Source organism: Spongiactinospora rosea, from assembly GCF_003315795.1.
GTDB classification, from domain to species: domain Bacteria; phylum Actinomycetota; class Actinomycetes; order Streptosporangiales; family Streptosporangiaceae; genus Spongiactinospora; species Spongiactinospora rosea.
On the sequence record NZ_QMEY01000010.1, the window covers coordinates 65,830 to 80,296 of the forward strand.

The window sequence follows — 14,467 nt, forward strand, 5'->3', positions numbered from 1 at the left end:
CGCTCAGCCGTCTTCTCTAGGTCGGGCTTCGCCCGACGCTTGCGCCACCGACTTGATCACCATCATGCCCGGAGGAGTACGACAAACTGGGCGCGCCAATTTTCAGGACCGCGCGGCCCGACGTCTTCTCGCCGTCACGGCCCTTTCGGGCCGCCCCGCCTTCGGCAGAGGCCGCGCACCCGCGGCCCGCTGTTCCTGTCCGAACGCCGCCTGGTCCCGGCCCGCCGCCCCGCGGCCGCTGACCTCTCCGCACACCGGCCGCGCCCGTACCACACGTCCCATCAGCGCCAGGGCATGTGCTGGAGGCACCAGGTATTGCCGTCCGGGTCGGCGAAGTACGCGTAGAGCACGCCGCCGGAGTCTTCGATCTCGCTGATCTCGACGCCACGCTCGACGAGTTGAGCGCGGGATGCCTCGATGTCGGCTACCACGAGGTGCAGACCGCGCAGGGTTCCTGGGGGCATGTCGAGTGTGGGCAGGCCTTCGGCGAGGGTGATCGAGCATGCCGAACCGGGCGGAGTGAGTTGGACGATGCGGATACCGGGCTTCGGGTTGACGTCGACGTCGAGGCGGAACCCGAGTTGGTCCTGGTAGAAGGCTTTGGCCCGTTCGATGTCGGTGACCGGCACTGGCACGAGTTCCAGCAGCAGCGTGCCAGGGGGTACAGGCGGGTTGCCGGAGTCCTTGGGGATTTCCGCGAGGTCGGCCGGGATCTCGGTGACGGGGGCGGGTGCGTCGGTCATGGGTGGTGCCTTTCTTCGGGGAGGTGTGGTGACAGTGTGGTGAGTACGGCGGCGAGGCGGTCGTATCCTTCGCCGGCGCCGCGTCGCATGGGGCTGCGCACGACCATGTCGCGAATTTCGGGCGAGGAGTACTGCGCGGTGACGGTCATGGTGGTGTGTCCGTCTGCCTCGTCCAGAACGGTCGTGACCAGTGCCGCGCCGTCGGCCCAGTCACGGTGGATCTCGGTCTGTGTGAGGCGTACAGGCGGCACGACCTCACGGAACAGCCCGTGTTGTTCCATCTCCGAGCCGCCCGGCCCCGTTGAGACGAACCGCCAGACACCGCCTGGGCGTAGGTCGACCTCGCAAACGGTGAGCTGCCAGCCGCAGGCGCCGTGCCAGCGGCGGAGCAGTTCCGGCTCGGTGAGCGCGGCGAAGACCAGCGGCGCGGGAGCGGCGAAGGTCCGGGTGAGGACGAGGTCGGTGGCTCCGGACGCGACGACGTGCAGCCCGAGGCCGGGGTGCGGGGAGGTCATGGTGTGCCGTCCTGCAGGTCGTTCAGCAGGGCATCCAGTCGCTGATAGCTCGCTTCCCAGTAGTCGCGGTAGTCGGCCAGCCAGTCTGTGGCCGCCTTGAGCGGCTCGGCCACCAGCCGGCATGGCCGGCGTTGTGCGTCGCGGCCGCGGCTGATCAGGCCTGCCCGTTCGAGCACGCGCAGGTGTTTGGAGACGGCGGGCTGGCTCATCGCGAACGGCGCGGCCAGCTCGGTGACCGTGGCGTCACCGGCCGCGAGCCGGGCCAGGATGGCCCGTCGGGTGGGGTCGGCGAGCGCCGCGAACGTCGCGTTCAGCGTGTCGCTTGCAGCCATTTTCATAACCCTCCGGTTCCATAACCTGGTGGGTTTATATGTGCTAGTGTCCGGCTCTGTCAAGCTAGCGGATGCACTGGGGGGCAACCATGGGAAAGGTCTTCACACAGGCGTCGGTCTCGCTGGACGGGTACATCTCCGGCCCCGGCCAGTCAGGCTTCGACAAACTGTTCGCCTGGTGCACGGCAGGCACCGTGGCCACGCCAACGGCCGATCCGGACCGGCTGACCTACCGCACCTCCGAGGCGACGGCCCGCTACCTGCGCGAACTCCAGGAGACGCTCGGAGCCTGTGTCGTCGGCCGGAACATGTTCGACCTCACCGCGGGCTGGGACGGGCGACACCCGAGCGGCGTACCGGTGTTCGTTGTCAGCCACCGCCCGCCACCATCCGACTGGGCGGCGACGACGCCGTTCACGTTCGTCAGTGACGGCGTGGAGAACGCGATCGCGCGGGCCCGCGAGGTGGCCGGGCATCGCGACGTCGGCGTCGGTCCCGGCGGTACCGTGGCCGACGCGCTGAGGGCCGGCCTGCTCGACGAGTTGCGGATGGACGTCGTGCCAGTGGTACTCGGCGGCGGCACACCTATGCTGGCCGGGCTCGACGCCACGGCACCGATCGGCTTCGAGCAGGCGGAGGTCATCGAGGGAATCGGTGTGACTCACATGATCTATCGCCGCACGCTCCAAAGGCCGGTGTAATGCAAGAGAATGGAAACGCGGCTGAGCGGAGCGAAGGCGATTGCGCGCGGGAGCGCGGCTTTTTGGTGTGTGGGGGGCGCGCCCGGGGGTCTTGTGCTGAATCCGCCGGGCGCGCCGGCTGATTACGTGTGGGGGCGTTCGTCTACTACGGGGAGGACTTTGCCGCTGCGGGGGTGGAGGGCCAAGGCCGACGGGTGGGTCCATTCGATGGACAACGGGTGGACGGTGCCGGCGGCGATGCTTTCGGGGTACATGGGCTTGGCGGCGTAGATGGCCTCGATCAACTGGCCGGTCAGGGCGGTGGGGGGCTCTGAGGTGGAGGAGATGCGGAGGAGGAGGCCGTCGCGGCCGTTCCAGCGGCGTTGGACGAGTTGGAGTTGGGAGCCCGCCAGGGTGGGGGCGGCCTCGGTGAGGACCTTGCGGATGTCGGCGACGCCCATGGGGACGTTGGCCACCCGGGCGCCCTCGGTGGTACGGCCGACGAGGCGGAACCTGCGGCACTCCGCGTCGGTCCACTCGGCGAGGTCGCCGACGGGGTAGCGGATGATGGGCATCAAAGTCCGGAACAGGTTGGTGACCACGACCCGGCCGGGGCGGCCAGGCTCAGTGATCGGGGTGTCGGTGGCCTCGTCGATCAGTTCGACCACGGTGCGGTTGGGAAAGGCCTCGTGGACACGGACGTCGCCGCCCGGGACCGGGCCGCCGATCAGGCCGCCGTCCACCGAGGCGTACCCCAGGGAGGCGATCGACGCCCGGGGGAACGCCTTGGCCAGTACCGGCCGCAGGTCGTCGAAGAGCAGGTCGCCCGCGAAGAGGAGGAGTTCCACTGAGTCGGCGGCTCCACCGTCGAGCGAAACCGCATCGGCCACCCGGGCGAGTTTGTTGGGGAGGCCGGCCAGGACGTTGATGCCGAGGGTGCCGATCAGGCCCGCGATGAAGTCGTCGGCCGCGTGCCCCGCGATCGGCAGCCGGACGTTCTCCACAGGCGCGTTGTGCAGCGAGTGCTCGATGTACAGAAACCCGCCGTACAGTTCCCCGGCCAGGAACAGGTTCGCCACCCGGTGCCCCGGCCGCAGCCCGGCCGCGACCATCCCCGCCCCGAAGGCCGTCACCGAGTCGGCGTGTTCGGTGCGGGTCCACGGGGAGAACTTCGGCGCGCCCGTCGTACCGCCCGAGGTGTAGATGGCGGCGTCGGTCAGCGGGCCGGTGAGCAGCCGGTTGTCCGGCCAGGTGTTGGCCGCCCAGAAGGCGGTCTGGTCGATGACCGGCAGGTCGGTCAGTTCGGCGACCCCCTGGGGGAGGTCGCGGTACAGCTCGCCGTAGAAGGGGGAGTTACGGCGGGCGAAGTCGATCAGTTCGCGTAGCGGTCGGGCGGGCATGTGCCGCCTCCTTTCAGGAAACAGTGATGCTCTGGCCGCGGAACTCCGCGACGATCTGGCCGGACGGCCGCGACACGGTGACGTCGTACACGCCGTGCCTGCCGTACCTGACCCGTTCGGTGGCCTCGGCGACCAGCTCGTCGCCGGGCATGGCCGGGCGTACGAAGGTGACCTGGGCGCTCTGTGCCAGCGTCAAAGGACCGTGACCATTACAGGCGTGGTCGAAGGCGGCGTCGGCGAGCAGGAACACGTACCCGCCATGGGCCATGCCGTGCCCGTTCACCATGTCCGCGGTGACCCGCATCCGCAGCCGCGAACGCCCCGGGCCGACGGACTCCACGGTGATGCCGAGCGTCCGGCAGGCCGCGTCGTTCCCGGTCATACCGGGGCTCCGAGCCAGCTCCGGGCCATGGCCTGTACGCCGGAGCCGTCGACATCGGCGAGCTTGCCCGCCAGGTAGTCGGCCACCCACGCGCTGGTCGGGATGCGGAACGGCGGATCGACGTCCCGAAGCGCCCCCACCACGACCTCGGCCACCTCCTGGGCGGACTGCCCGGCCGTGGCCCAGCCGGCGTTCACCGCCCACTCGAAGTAGCGGTCGAACGCGGGCGCGTACGGCCCCGAGTCCCGCCGGATCGTCTTGCGGCTGACGTCCGGGAAGTACCCGAACCGGGTGTCACGGACGAACCCGGGCACGACCACGCTGACCCGTACCCCGTGCTCGGCCGCGACCGGCGCCAGGCTCTCCATGAAGCCCTCCACCGCCGCCTTGGCCGCCGCGTACGCCTCGTTGAACGGCTGCCCCACCACCCCATGGACGCTGCCGATGGTCAGCAGCCGCCCCCGGGCGGCCCGCAGCATCGGCATCGCCACCCGGCTCACCGCCACGACCCCGAAGAAGTTGACCTCCAGGTTGGCCCGCAGGGCGGCCATGGTGGACATCTCCATGGTCGGGTCGAAGTTGGATATTCCGGCATTGTTGACCAGCGCGTCCAGCCCGCCGTACGTCTCCCGCACCCCGTCCATGCAGGCTGCGATGGACGAGGCGTCCGTGATGTCCAGCCGGCGTACGTCCACCGAGACCCCGGCCTCCGCAGCCGCCGCCCGCAGCCCGGCGCCCCGCGCCGAAGGGTCGCGCATCGTGGCCACCACCGTGTACCCGGCGCGGGCGGCGGCCACGGCGGTGGCCAGGCCGATGCCCGAGGACGTCCCGGTGATCAGCAGTGTGGTCATGTCAGGCTCCCCGCGGGTTCGGCGTCCCGCCGGGCGCGGTCCAGCAGCGGCTGGATGCGCATGGCGGGCAGGAAGGAGAACGCGGCCAGCAGCGTGCCGCCGACCATGACGGCCTGGGCGGCCCCGAGCACGCCCATGCTCCCGGTGAGCAGGGTGACCGCCGTGCCGCCCACCAGCGCGGCCAGCGGGATCACCCCCCACGTCGCGGTGCGGAACGCCGCGTGCATCACGCCCTGGTTGTCGGCGTTCATCCGGGACTGCCGGATCGGCGCGCTGCACACGTTGATGCACGACATGAAGAAGCCGTAGCAGCCGAACGTCACCGCGATCACCGGCGCGGCGGGCAGCGCGGGCGCGGCGAGGATGCCGAGCCCGACGAGGCAGTGCAGCAGCAGACCCCAGGCCAGGGTGCGGCCGAGGCCGAGCCGGGCGCCGATCCGGGGGGCGACCAGAGCGCCCACCACCGCGCCGCACGCGGCCACCGACATGGCCGCGCCGAGCGCGCCCGCCGAGAGCCCGAACCCCTGGTACGCCAGCACCGGCAGCACGGTCACGAAGATCGGCCCGCCCGAGTTCAGCGTCACGGCGGCGACGATCACCCGGCGCAGCACCGGATCGGCCCAGTTCAGCCGGAACCCGAGCACCAGCCGCGCCCACATCCCGCCCTCCGGCACCGACGCGCCGCCCCACGGCCGCATCGCCCGCACGCACCCGGCCGAGACCAGGTAGCTGGCCGCGTCCACGAGCAGCGCGGCCACCCCGAAGGCGTGGTACAGCGCCCCGGCGATCGACGGCCCGCCGACCTCGGCCACGGTCCGGCTGCCCTCCAGCCGGGAGTACGCCCGCACCAGCCCGTCCTCGGGGACCGTGGCCGGCACCGCGACCAGGTACCCGATGTTGAAGAAGATCGTCGCCGCGCTGATCAGCGCCACGCACCCGAACAGCAGCGGCGTGGACAGCACCCCCAGCCAGTACGCCAGCGGAACGGCCAGCACCGCCGCCATCCGCACGAGGTCGCACACCAGCAGGGTCGCGCGCTTGTCCCACCGGTCCACCAGCACCCCGGCGACCGGCCCGAGCAGCGGAATCCCGAGGTACTGGGCCATCGCCACCACGCCCACCTCGAACGGCGACGCGTCCAGCGCCACGATCATCAGCGTCGGGACCACGAACACCGTGATCTTGTCGCCGACCAGGCTCACCGACTGCGCGGCCCAGAACAGCCCGAACTCCCGTCCGAGGCCCAGGCCGCGCGGCAGCTTCACGGCTCCTCCCGCACGACGAAGCCGGAGGTCTTGCCGGTGCGCCCGTTGCTGATCAGCTCGTCCACCACCGACACCCGGAAGGACTCCGGGTCGTGCTGGAAGGCCGTGCTGATCGTGAACGTGCTCGCCATCAGGTCCTGGCGCAGTCGTTCCGGCGAAGCCCCCGGACCGGCGAGCAGCAGGACGTCCACGGAGGCCACCCGCCCCTGCCGCTCGTTGATCACCACCTGCGCCCGGATGACCCCCGGCTCGCGTTCGGCGCGGGCCACGATGTCGTCGACGTGCAGGCCCAGCCCCCGTACCTGCACCACCGAGTCCCGCCGCCCGAGGATGCGCAGCGCGAGGTCCTCCCGCCCGCACGTACACGTCACGAACCGCCCCGCGTCCCCGGTCCGGTATCGCAGCACCGGGTTGAGGACGTCCGGGTCGAGCGTGGTGAAGTCCAGCAGCCCGTCCGCGTCCATCCCGACGAGCTGCGACGGCAGCAGGTGGAACACGTCCGCCGGGCACTGCGGCGTGTTGGTCCCCGCCACCCACGTCTCCGTGCTGCCGAACATCCCCCAGCGGCGGGCGTCCGGTGCCACCGCCGCCATGTCCTCGTCGAGCTGGGGGTGCCACGCCTCGCCCAGCCAGAGCACCTTGCGCAGCGCGGGCAGCTTCACGCCGGTGGCCCTGGCGTGCGCGAACCACAGCCGCAGCACGCTCGGCGTCCCCCCGAACGCGGTCACCTCCCGGTCGGCGAAGAAGGACAGCCAGTCGCCGTACTCGTCCCTGCCGACCGACCCCAGCGCGATCACCTGGCAGCCGGACAGGTCGGCGAACGCGGCCGCCAGGAAGTGCGCGCCCCACATCCGGCCCGCGCCCCACGCGTTGACGAACACGTCGTCGCGGTCCAGCGGGCGCCACTGTTCGTACACGCCGTGCATGTAGAAGCCGGTGGGCGCGTAGCCGACCTTGGGCGCGCCGGTGCTGCCGCCGCTCTGGAACAGCCAGGTCGCGCCGCGCTCGGCGGTCGGCCGCAGGTGCGCCAGCGCCACGTTCAGGTCGTCCTTGACCAGCGCGGGCAGCGCGGCCAGGTCGTCCAGCGTGCGCGGTTCGCCGTGGCCGGCGTAGCGGCCGGCGAGCGCGGGCACGCCGCGCAGCCGGTCCAGGGACCGGCGGGCCACGTGCAGGTGCGGCTCGGCCGCGGCGGGAGTCAGGGAGAACGCGTTCACAGGGTCACCAGCTCTCGGGTGTCGTGGTGGCGGGCATGGGCGTCCCGGTACGCGATCCAGCGGGCCCGGGTGACGTCGCGTTGCAGCGTGCGGGCGGGGTCGCCGAAGTCGGGGGCGATCACCCCGTCCGGCTCCAGCTCGGAGAACCAGTACCGCTCGCCGTCGAACAGGAAGTCCACGCAGAAGAAGGGGATGGGCAGCTTCTCGGCGAAGTACGCGGTGGCCTCGGCCAGCTCCGGCGGCACCGGCGGGAACTCCATCGCGCCGCCCCTGCTGGCGTTGGCGACCGGGGAGCCGGGCTCGGGGATGCGCTTCATCACCGCGTACGGCTCGCCGTCGACGACGTAGACCCGGTAGTCCACCGTCCCGTCGCCCAGGTACGGCTGCACGACCAGCGTCGTGTCCCCGCCCTGCGCCAGGCTGGCCAGGCCGCGGATCTCCTCGGCGTCGCGGGCCAGGTTCACCCCGCCGCCGCCGCACCACCCCGCGGGCTTGACGATCGCCGGGTACGTGAGCCCGCCGAGCGCCACCTCGTACAGGTGCTTGCCGACGTCCCGGCCGGTGCCGATGCGCAGGGTCGGGATCGGCGGCACGGGCGAGCCGGCCAGGTGCAGGACGGTGGCCAGCTTGTCGTTCGCGATCGGCGACAGCCACGGCGGGAACGGCAGGTAGAAACCGGCCTGCTCCAGCACCGCGTACAGCGCGTACTGGTTGAAAACGTCCATCGACTGGTAGGGCAGCGAGTACAGCGCGGTGATGAACAGCGTGTCGGCCGGGGTGACCCGCTCGCCGTCCACGTAGACGCGCGGCTCGCCGGGGCGCAGGCCGTCCACGGTCACCGCGTCGGGGGCGTGCATGGTCCAGGAGAGGCCGAGTTCGGCGGCGACCTCGGCGTACATGTCCCAGAAGAACGGGTGCCACATCGCGGTGGCCCTGGTGGACTCCCGGTCGGGGAAGATCCAGCACATCCGGCGCAGCGTGCTCATGGTCGCCTCTCTCCGCCGGCCCACCAGCGGCGGCCGGCCTCGGGCAGGGTGTCGATCGGGTCGTAAAAGGGGTACTCGCGGTCGAGGTCGCCGTCCCCGCCCAGGCCGAGGCCGTGCTTCCTGGTCCAGTACGAGACGCCGCGCTCCCGGTCGTACTCCACGAGCTGGTGCACCCAGCGCTTGCCGACGTACGGCACGTCGCAGACGATCCGGGGCGTGGCGTAGCCGGGCAGGTAGCCCATGATCGCTTCCTGGAGCCGCTGCGCCTCGTGGATCGGGGTCCGCCAGTGCTCGGCGTTGGGGATCATGTCGCAGACGTAGAAGTAGTACGGCAGGATGCCCGCCTCGTCCTGGAGGGCGAAGCACAGGTCCAGCAGGTCGGCGGGGGTGGTGTTGCAGCCGCGCAGCAGTACGCCCTGGTTGCGCACGTCCCGTACGCCCGCGTCCAGCAGCGCCCGCGCCGCCTCCGCGACCAGCGGCGTCACCGAACGCGCGTGGTTGGCGTGGGTGTGCACCGCGAGGTTCACCCCGCGCCGCCGGGCCAAGCCCGCCACCCGGGCCATGCCCGCCAGCACGTCCGGCTGGAGCCAGTGCTGCGGCAGCCCGACCAGCGCCTTGGTGGCCAGCCGGATGTCCCGCACCGACGACAGCTCCAGCAGCCGGGTCAGGAACGACTCCAGCCGCGGCCACGGCAGGTTGGCCAGGTCACCGCCGGAGACCACCACGTCCCGCACGCCGGGCGTGCGCTTGAGGTAGTCCAGGATCAGCTCCTGCCGGTCCACCGGCCGCAGCGTGAGCCTGGCCTTGGTCACCTGCGGGGTCGAGGTGCCGACCAGGTCCATCCGGGTGCAGTGCCCGCAGTACTGCGGGCAGGTGGACAGCAGCTCGGCCAGCACCTTGGTCGGGTACCGGTGGGTCAGCCCCTCCACGGCCCACATCTCGGCCTCGTGCAGCGAGTCGCGCTGGGCGTACGGGTGGCTGGGCCACTCCGGGTGCCGGTCGGACCGCACCGGCATCAGGTACCTGCGCACCGGGTCGGCCAGGAAGTCCTCGGTGAAGGTGGCGGCCTCGCCCGCCATCACGTTGAGCAGTTGCGGCGTGACCAGCACCGGCATGGTCGCGAACCGTTCGGCGTCGGCCGCGAGGTCGGCGTAGAACGACTCGTGCAGCAGGTCGCCGACGACCGCGCGGAGCTGCCGCGCGTCCTTGACGCAGTGCGCCCGCTGCCACTGGGCGTCGCGCCACTGCGCCACGGTGACGTCGCGCCAGCCGGGCAGCCGCCGCCAGTCCGGCTCGGTGAGCGGCCGGCGCACGTATACGTACGGGTCGGCGCTCATCCGGCCAGCAGCCCGGCGTGGCGGGTGCGCAGCTCCCGCTTGAGCACCTTGCCGGTGGGGCCGAGCGGATACTCGTCGTCGCCGCGGGCGATGATCACCGCGGCCAGCGGGGCCAGGCCCGCGTCGGCCAGGGCCTTGTTCGCCTGCTCGCGTACGTCCTCGGCGGTCACGCCCGCCGCCTCGGCCTGGGGCCGCACCACGGCGATCGGCCGCTGACCCTCGCCCGAGGGGATGCCGACCACCGCGCAGTCCTGCACGATGTCCGCGCAGTCGGCGATCAGCACCTCCTCCACCGGGAGGCTGTAGACCGGCCCGGCGGCGGTGTCGATCACGTCCACCGTACGGTCCAGGTGGTAGAACCGGCCCTCGCCGTCCCGCCAGGCCACGTCCCCGGTCAGCCAGTAGCCGTTCAGCTCGAAGCTCCTGGTCATCCGCTTGTCGTGCCAGTAGCCGGGGGTACGCGACGGGGTGATCACGCCGAGCAGGCCGACCGTGCCGTCCGGCACCTCGTCGCCGTTCTCGTCCAGCACCGCGGCCTTGATCACCGCCTCCTGGGCCCGGCCCACACAGCGGTCGGACCGCTCCGACTCAGGCGTGGTGACCTGGCCGAACAGCGCCATCCCCATCTCCGACGAGCCCAGCCCGTCGATGAACTGCGAGCCGGGCCGCGGCTCGTCGTCCGGGCCGCCGCCGGGCAGCAGCCACGGCTTGATCAGCCCGGCCGGACGCTCCCCGAGCCGGACCAGCCTCCTGATGTGCCCGTAGTGCGCGCTGTCCCCGGTGTTGAACCAGGTGTGCACCTTCGCCGCGGCCTTGGCCGGCGGCTCGCCGGTGGCCAGCTCCACGAACGTCCTCGGGAACGAGGCCACCATGGTCGGCTGGAACGCCTCCATCACCGGTTCCACGGCCGCGCGCCGCCAGTCCGACATGACCACGGTCGGCAGTCCGAGCAGCACGGCGGTCAGGAAGTAGCTGAGCCCGCCCGCGTGGGTGTGCGGCATCAGCGACATCAGCCTGTCGTACGGCTCGGCCGGGAAGCGCACCATCCGCTGCTGTTTGCCGTCCCAGAAGCTGCGGTGGCCCAGCGTGGTGGACTTCGGCGTGCCGGTCGTGCCGGAGGAGTGGATCAGCGCCACGAGGTCGTCGGGCGCGTGCCGGTGCGGATACTCCTCGGGCAGCTCGCCGGACGCCGCGTCGTGCGCCCCGACCTCGGCGGACAGCGCGATGAACCGGGGACGGCGGGCCGGGTCGTCCCGGTACGCGAGCAGCAGCCTGGTCGTGTCGTCGGCGACGATGCCGACCACGCCCACGTGGTCCAGGTAGCGGACCATGACGTCGGTCCGCATCGCATCGTTGACCAGTGCAGGGATCGCGCCCAGCGCGGTCAGCGCGAGGAAGTGGATCAGCGGCTCCAGCCCCTCGGCGACGACGATGGCCACCGGCTCGCCGGGGCGTACGCCGTTGGCCCGGTACCACTTCGCGTACCGGTCGCGCAGCGCGGCCAGGTCGGTCAGGCTGTGCCCGCGCAGCACCACGCCGCCGCGGTGGTCCTCGTGGTGGCTGTAGACGAACGGCACGCCGCGGTTCGGGTTGGCCGCCAGGGCGTGGTCCAGGAAGTTGCCCGCGCCCAGACCGGGTTCGGTCATGAACGCCTGCCGTACGGCGAGCGGGGCGATGGACATGGCGATGGGCATGGTCTCCGTCATTGCTCCTCCTGTGTTTCGGCTATTGCCTTGGCCGCCCGGTGTCCCGAGCGGATCGCGCCTTCCATGAGCCCGAAGAACTCCGTGCTGGTCTCGGTGCCGGCCCAGTGGACGCGGCCGTGCGGGCTGGTGAGGCCGGGGCCGAGCACGCCCCAGTCCCCGGGCCCGAACAGCGCGGCGTAGCAGCCGCGGCTGTACTCCTCGCCGAGCCAGTCGGTGACGTGGACCCGCTCTGGGGCGGGCAGTTCGGGGAACAGCCGGGCGGCCTGGGCCAGCACCCGTTCGCGCTGCTCGGCGGCGGGCAGCGCGGCGAACCGGTGTGCCTCCGCCCCGGTCACGAAGCCGGTCAGCACGCCCGCGCCGCCGTCCGGCGGCGAGTCGTCCACGGTGGACAGCAGCGGGCCTGTCGCGTTGACCGTCCAGCCGGACAGCCCGTACTCCCGCCACACCGGCCGCGGATAGATCAGATGGACCTTGACCGCGCAGCCCGGCGCGGTGGCGGACCGCGCCCGGGGCACCGCCAGGCCGGGCCGGAAGTCGATCGCGGCGGCCAGCGCGGGCGGCACCGCGACCACCACGGCGTCTGCCCTGACCTGCCCTGACGCCGACACCACGGTCACGCCGCCGGCGTCCTGGTGGATCGCCCGCACCGGCTCGCCGAGACGTACGTCGAGCCCGGCGGCCAGCCGCTCGCACACCTGGTGCGCGCCGCCGTCGATCCGGTCCTCCTGCGCGCCGCCCGCGAACGCGTTCAGGTACCGCAGCCCGCCCCCGGAACTCAGGTAGAACGCCATGTGCAGGACCGACACCGCGGCCGGGTCGGCGGCCATCATCTCGCCCAGGAACAGCGGGAAGAACCGGCGCGCGTCCGGGTGCCGCAGGTGCTCGGCGGCCCAGTCGGCGGCGGTCCGCCCGTCCAGCGCGGCGGCGTCCGGGGTCAGCCAGGGCGCGTCCACGCGGATCTTCGCGCACAGGTCGGTGAGCGCGTCGAACAGCTCGCCGAGCGCCACCGCCGACAGCGGAGGAAAGCGGCCCGCCCTGGTCTCGACGTCGCCGCCCAGCTCGAACCGGCTGTCGCCGTCCATCGCGGTGGGGGTGGTCTTGAGGTCCAGTCCGGCCAGGAGGGCGATCAGTTCGGTGTGCCGGTGACCTAAGTACGCCGCGCCCGCGTCGGCCCACAAGCCCGGCGCGACCTCAAGACCGTACGTCCGGCCGCCCACCCGGTCGCGGGCCTCCAGCACGGTCACCTCGACGCCCCGGGCCACGAGGGCGGAGGCGGCGGTGAGCCCGGCGAGACCGGCTCCCACGACGACGACGCTCATCCCCGGCTCGCGATCTTCTCGGCCAGCGCGCCGGGCGTGGGCGCGGAAAGGAAATCGTCGAAACCCAGCTCGACGCCGCAGTCCCGGGCGATGCCGCTCAGCACGCGGGTGGCCAGCAGCGAATCACCGCCGCTGACGAAGAAGTCACTGTCCGCGCTGACGTCGGGGTTTTCCAGCACACGGCGGAAAAGGTCGGCGAGTGCGTCGGCATTCACGAAACGGCCTCCTTGGGGGTGGTGTTCTTCTGATTTCCTTCGGCATATCTGCGGTGCGTACCGGCCCGGTCGGCCTTTCCGCTCGGCGTGTACACGAGTTCCGGCACGACGGTGATCCGGCCCGGCACCAGATGGGCCGGTACGCGGTCGCGCAGGAATTTCAGGACGTCGGCGGAAAGGTCATCGGCCGGCCACTGCGCGCGGGGCACGACGTAGGCGGCCAGGGTCGTGTGGTCGCCGGTGGCCACGCCGGCCACGGCCACCCCGCCCACCCCCGGATGGGCGGCCACCTGGCCCTCAACCTCGCCCGGATCGACCCGGACCCCGCGGATCTTCAGCTCGTGGTCGAGCCGGCCCTCGTGGACGAGCATGCCGCCGGGCAGCGTCGAGACCCGGTCACCGGTGCGGAAGTACCGGACGCCGTCGCGCTCGGCGAACCGCTCGGCGGTCGCCTCAGGCAGGCCGCGATAGCCCAGCGCCAGCGACGGGCCGCCGATCAGCAGCTCGCCGTCCGCGCCGATGTACTGCCTGACGTGCGGCAACGGGTGCCCGATCGGCACCTTGCCGGTGGCCGGCCCGGTGAGTTCGGCGGCGTGCGTGATCAGTGTGGTTTCGGTACATCCATAGGTGTTGATCAGACGAATGGTGTCCGTGCGGAGCTTTGTCCAGTCCGCGAGCCGGGCCGCGCTCACCGCCTCGCCGCCGATGACGACGAGCCGGACCATGGGGGGCAGCGCGGCCCGCTCGTCCACCAGGTGGCGGACGAGCTCGTGCCAGAACGCGGAGGGGAGGTCGAGCACGGTGACCCGCTCGGTCTCGATCGCGCGCAGCATCCGCCGGAACGACCCGGAGTGCGCGTCGTCGCTGAAGACCAGCGCCGCGCCCGTGGTGAGCGCGGGCAGGATCTCCTCCAGGCAGGTGTCCCAGTTCAGTGAGGCGAACTGGAGCACGCGGTCGGCGGGCGTGATGCCGAACAGCTCGCGCAGCGCGCCCGCCACCACGCCGATCGCCCGGCGCGGGGTGACCACCGGCTTGGGCGCCCCGGTCGAGCCCGAGGTGAACAGGACGTACGCGGGGTCGTCGTCCGCGACAGGGGCCATTTCGCATGGTCCGGACCCGGGCCCGGGGAGGGCCACCTGACGCACGCCGTACGGGACAGCCCCGGTGCCGATCGCCGCCGTGCAGCCGCTCGCGGCGATCAGTTCGTGCTGCCTGGCCGGCGGGTGCATCGGGTCGATGGGCACGTACGTGCCGCCCGCCGCCAGTACGCCGAGCAGCGCGACCACCGTGGCCGGGGCGCGAACCGCCGGTACCGCGACCGTTCCAGGCCGGGGCCCGAGCCGCCGTGCCGTCGCGCCGGCCCAGGCGTCCAGCTCGGCGTAGGTCAGGACGACCCCGCCGTGGACCAGCGCCGGCCGGTCCGGATGGCGGGCCGCCGCCTCGGCGAAGGCCCTCATCACATCGTGCTGCGGATATGACAATGCTGCCTCTTTCCGGAAGGGACGCGGACTGCGGGAAAGGC

At 72.1% G+C, this 14,467-nt stretch carries 15 protein-coding genes; 1 reads left to right on the top strand and 14 read right to left on the bottom strand.

Annotated features, from left to right (window positions below; genetic code table 11):
- Positions 1 to 281: 281 nt before the first annotated feature.
- From DP939_RS22825 to DP939_RS22835, 3 genes are read right to left on the bottom strand one after another with little or no spacing between them, the layout of a single operon-like run.
- Positions 282 to 743: a VOC family protein gene (locus tag DP939_RS22825; protein ID WP_113982806.1), complete on the bottom strand. Its 462-nt coding sequence runs from the start codon at positions 741 to 743 to the stop codon at positions 282 to 284.
- Complete coding sequence (locus DP939_RS22830; RefSeq protein ID WP_113982807.1) at positions 740 to 1,258, bottom strand: SRPBCC family protein; 519 nt, start codon at positions 1,256 to 1,258, stop codon at positions 740 to 742. The genes DP939_RS22825 and DP939_RS22830 overlap by 4 nt, the downstream gene beginning before the upstream one ends.
- Positions 1,255 to 1,590, bottom strand: coding sequence for an ArsR/SmtB family transcription factor (locus DP939_RS22835; protein ID WP_113982808.1), 336 nt, complete (start codon positions 1,588 to 1,590; stop codon positions 1,255 to 1,257). The genes DP939_RS22830 and DP939_RS22835 overlap by 4 nt, the downstream gene beginning before the upstream one ends.
- Before the next feature lie 89 nt (positions 1,591 to 1,679).
- Between DP939_RS22835 and DP939_RS22840 the strand changes: the two genes are divergently transcribed.
- Positions 1,680 to 2,291: a dihydrofolate reductase family protein gene (locus tag DP939_RS22840; RefSeq protein WP_113982809.1), complete on the top strand. Its 612-nt coding sequence runs from the start codon at positions 1,680 to 1,682 to the stop codon at positions 2,289 to 2,291.
- Between the two features lie 122 nt (positions 2,292 to 2,413).
- Here the strand turns inward: DP939_RS22840 and DP939_RS48790 are convergent, their stop codons facing one another.
- The 11 genes from DP939_RS48790 to DP939_RS22895 are packed head-to-tail and all read right to left on the bottom strand — an operon-like array spanning position 2,414 to position 14,402.
- Entirely contained in the window at positions 2,414 to 3,670 is a 1,257-nt protein-coding gene (locus DP939_RS48790; protein ID WP_113982810.1) for a phenylacetate--CoA ligase family protein, read from the bottom strand.
- A gap of 13 nt (positions 3,671 to 3,683) precedes the next feature.
- Positions 3,684 to 4,052: a hydroxyphenylacetyl-CoA thioesterase PaaI gene (gene paaI / locus DP939_RS22850; protein WP_113982811.1), complete on the bottom strand. Its 369-nt coding sequence runs from the start codon at positions 4,050 to 4,052 to the stop codon at positions 3,684 to 3,686.
- On the bottom strand, positions 4,049 to 4,903 hold the full coding sequence (locus tag DP939_RS22855) for an SDR family NAD(P)-dependent oxidoreductase (RefSeq protein ID WP_113982812.1): 855 nt from the start codon (positions 4,901 to 4,903) through the stop codon (positions 4,049 to 4,051). Before DP939_RS22855 ends, paaI begins: the two co-directional genes overlap by 4 nt.
- On the bottom strand, positions 4,900 to 6,168 hold the full coding sequence (locus DP939_RS46270) for an MFS transporter (RefSeq protein ID WP_158578657.1): 1,269 nt from the start codon (positions 6,166 to 6,168) through the stop codon (positions 4,900 to 4,902). The genes DP939_RS22855 and DP939_RS46270 overlap by 4 nt, the downstream gene beginning before the upstream one ends.
- Entirely contained in the window at positions 6,165 to 7,382 is a 1,218-nt protein-coding gene (locus tag DP939_RS22865; RefSeq protein WP_158578658.1) for an AMP-binding protein, read from the bottom strand. The genes DP939_RS46270 and DP939_RS22865 overlap by 4 nt, the downstream gene beginning before the upstream one ends.
- Positions 7,379 to 8,368: an ATP-grasp domain-containing protein gene (locus DP939_RS22870; RefSeq protein ID WP_147268088.1), complete on the bottom strand. Its 990-nt coding sequence runs from the start codon at positions 8,366 to 8,368 to the stop codon at positions 7,379 to 7,381. The genes DP939_RS22865 and DP939_RS22870 overlap by 4 nt, the downstream gene beginning before the upstream one ends.
- Positions 8,365 to 9,705, bottom strand: a complete 1,341-nt coding sequence (locus tag DP939_RS22875; RefSeq protein WP_113982815.1) for a KamA family radical SAM protein — start codon at positions 9,703 to 9,705, stop codon at positions 8,365 to 8,367. Before DP939_RS22875 ends, DP939_RS22870 begins: the two co-directional genes overlap by 4 nt.
- A complete protein-coding gene (locus DP939_RS22880; RefSeq protein WP_113982816.1) occupies positions 9,702 to 11,411 on the bottom strand; it encodes a class I adenylate-forming enzyme family protein in 1,710 nt (569 codons plus the stop codon). Before DP939_RS22880 ends, DP939_RS22875 begins: the two co-directional genes overlap by 4 nt.
- Positions 11,408 to 12,730, bottom strand: a complete 1,323-nt coding sequence (locus DP939_RS22885) for a flavin monoamine oxidase family protein (RefSeq protein ID WP_113982817.1) — start codon at positions 12,728 to 12,730, stop codon at positions 11,408 to 11,410. The genes DP939_RS22880 and DP939_RS22885 overlap by 4 nt, the downstream gene beginning before the upstream one ends.
- Positions 12,727 to 12,945 carry a phosphopantetheine-binding protein gene (locus DP939_RS22890; RefSeq protein WP_113982818.1) on the bottom strand — a complete coding sequence of 73 codons (219 nt, stop codon included), beginning with the start codon at positions 12,943 to 12,945 and terminating at the stop codon, positions 12,727 to 12,729. The genes DP939_RS22885 and DP939_RS22890 overlap by 4 nt, the downstream gene beginning before the upstream one ends.
- Entirely contained in the window at positions 12,942 to 14,402 is a 1,461-nt protein-coding gene (locus DP939_RS22895) for an amino acid adenylation domain-containing protein (protein ID WP_113982819.1), read from the bottom strand. Before DP939_RS22895 ends, DP939_RS22890 begins: the two co-directional genes overlap by 4 nt.
- Between the last annotated feature and the right edge of the window lie 65 nt (positions 14,403 to 14,467).

Excerpts from the sequence above, each read along its gene's own strand:
- DP939_RS22825 (WP_113982806.1), bottom strand. The coding sequence starts at position 743 with ATGACCGACGCACCCGCCCCCGTCACCGAGATCCCGGCCGACCTCGCG.
- DP939_RS22830 (WP_113982807.1), bottom strand. The coding sequence starts at position 1,258 with ATGACCTCCCCGCACCCCGGCCTCGGGCTGCACGTCGTCGCGTCCGGA.
- DP939_RS22835 (WP_113982808.1), bottom strand. The coding sequence starts at position 1,590 with ATGGCTGCAAGCGACACGCTGAACGCGACGTTCGCGGCGCTCGCCGAC.
- DP939_RS22840 (WP_113982809.1), top strand. The coding sequence starts at position 1,680 with ATGGGAAAGGTCTTCACACAGGCGTCGGTCTCGCTGGACGGGTACATC.
- DP939_RS48790 (WP_113982810.1), bottom strand. The coding sequence starts at position 3,670 with ATGCCCGCCCGACCGCTACGCGAACTGATCGACTTCGCCCGCCGTAAC.
- paaI (WP_113982811.1), bottom strand. The coding sequence starts at position 4,052 with ATGACCGGGAACGACGCGGCCTGCCGGACGCTCGGCATCACCGTGGAG.
- DP939_RS22855 (WP_113982812.1), bottom strand. The coding sequence starts at position 4,903 with ATGACCACACTGCTGATCACCGGGACGTCCTCGGGCATCGGCCTGGCC.
- DP939_RS22870 (WP_147268088.1), bottom strand. The coding sequence starts at position 8,368 with ATGAGCACGCTGCGCCGGATGTGCTGGATCTTCCCCGACCGGGAGTCC.
- DP939_RS22875 (WP_113982815.1), bottom strand. The coding sequence starts at position 9,705 with ATGAGCGCCGACCCGTACGTATACGTGCGCCGGCCGCTCACCGAGCCG.
- DP939_RS22880 (WP_113982816.1), bottom strand. The coding sequence starts at position 11,411 with ATGACGGAGACCATGCCCATCGCCATGTCCATCGCCCCGCTCGCCGTA.
- DP939_RS22885 (WP_113982817.1), bottom strand. The coding sequence starts at position 12,730 with ATGAGCGTCGTCGTCGTGGGAGCCGGTCTCGCCGGGCTCACCGCCGCC.
- DP939_RS22895 (WP_113982819.1), bottom strand. The coding sequence starts at position 14,402 with ATGAGGGCCTTCGCCGAGGCGGCGGCCCGCCATCCGGACCGGCCGGCG.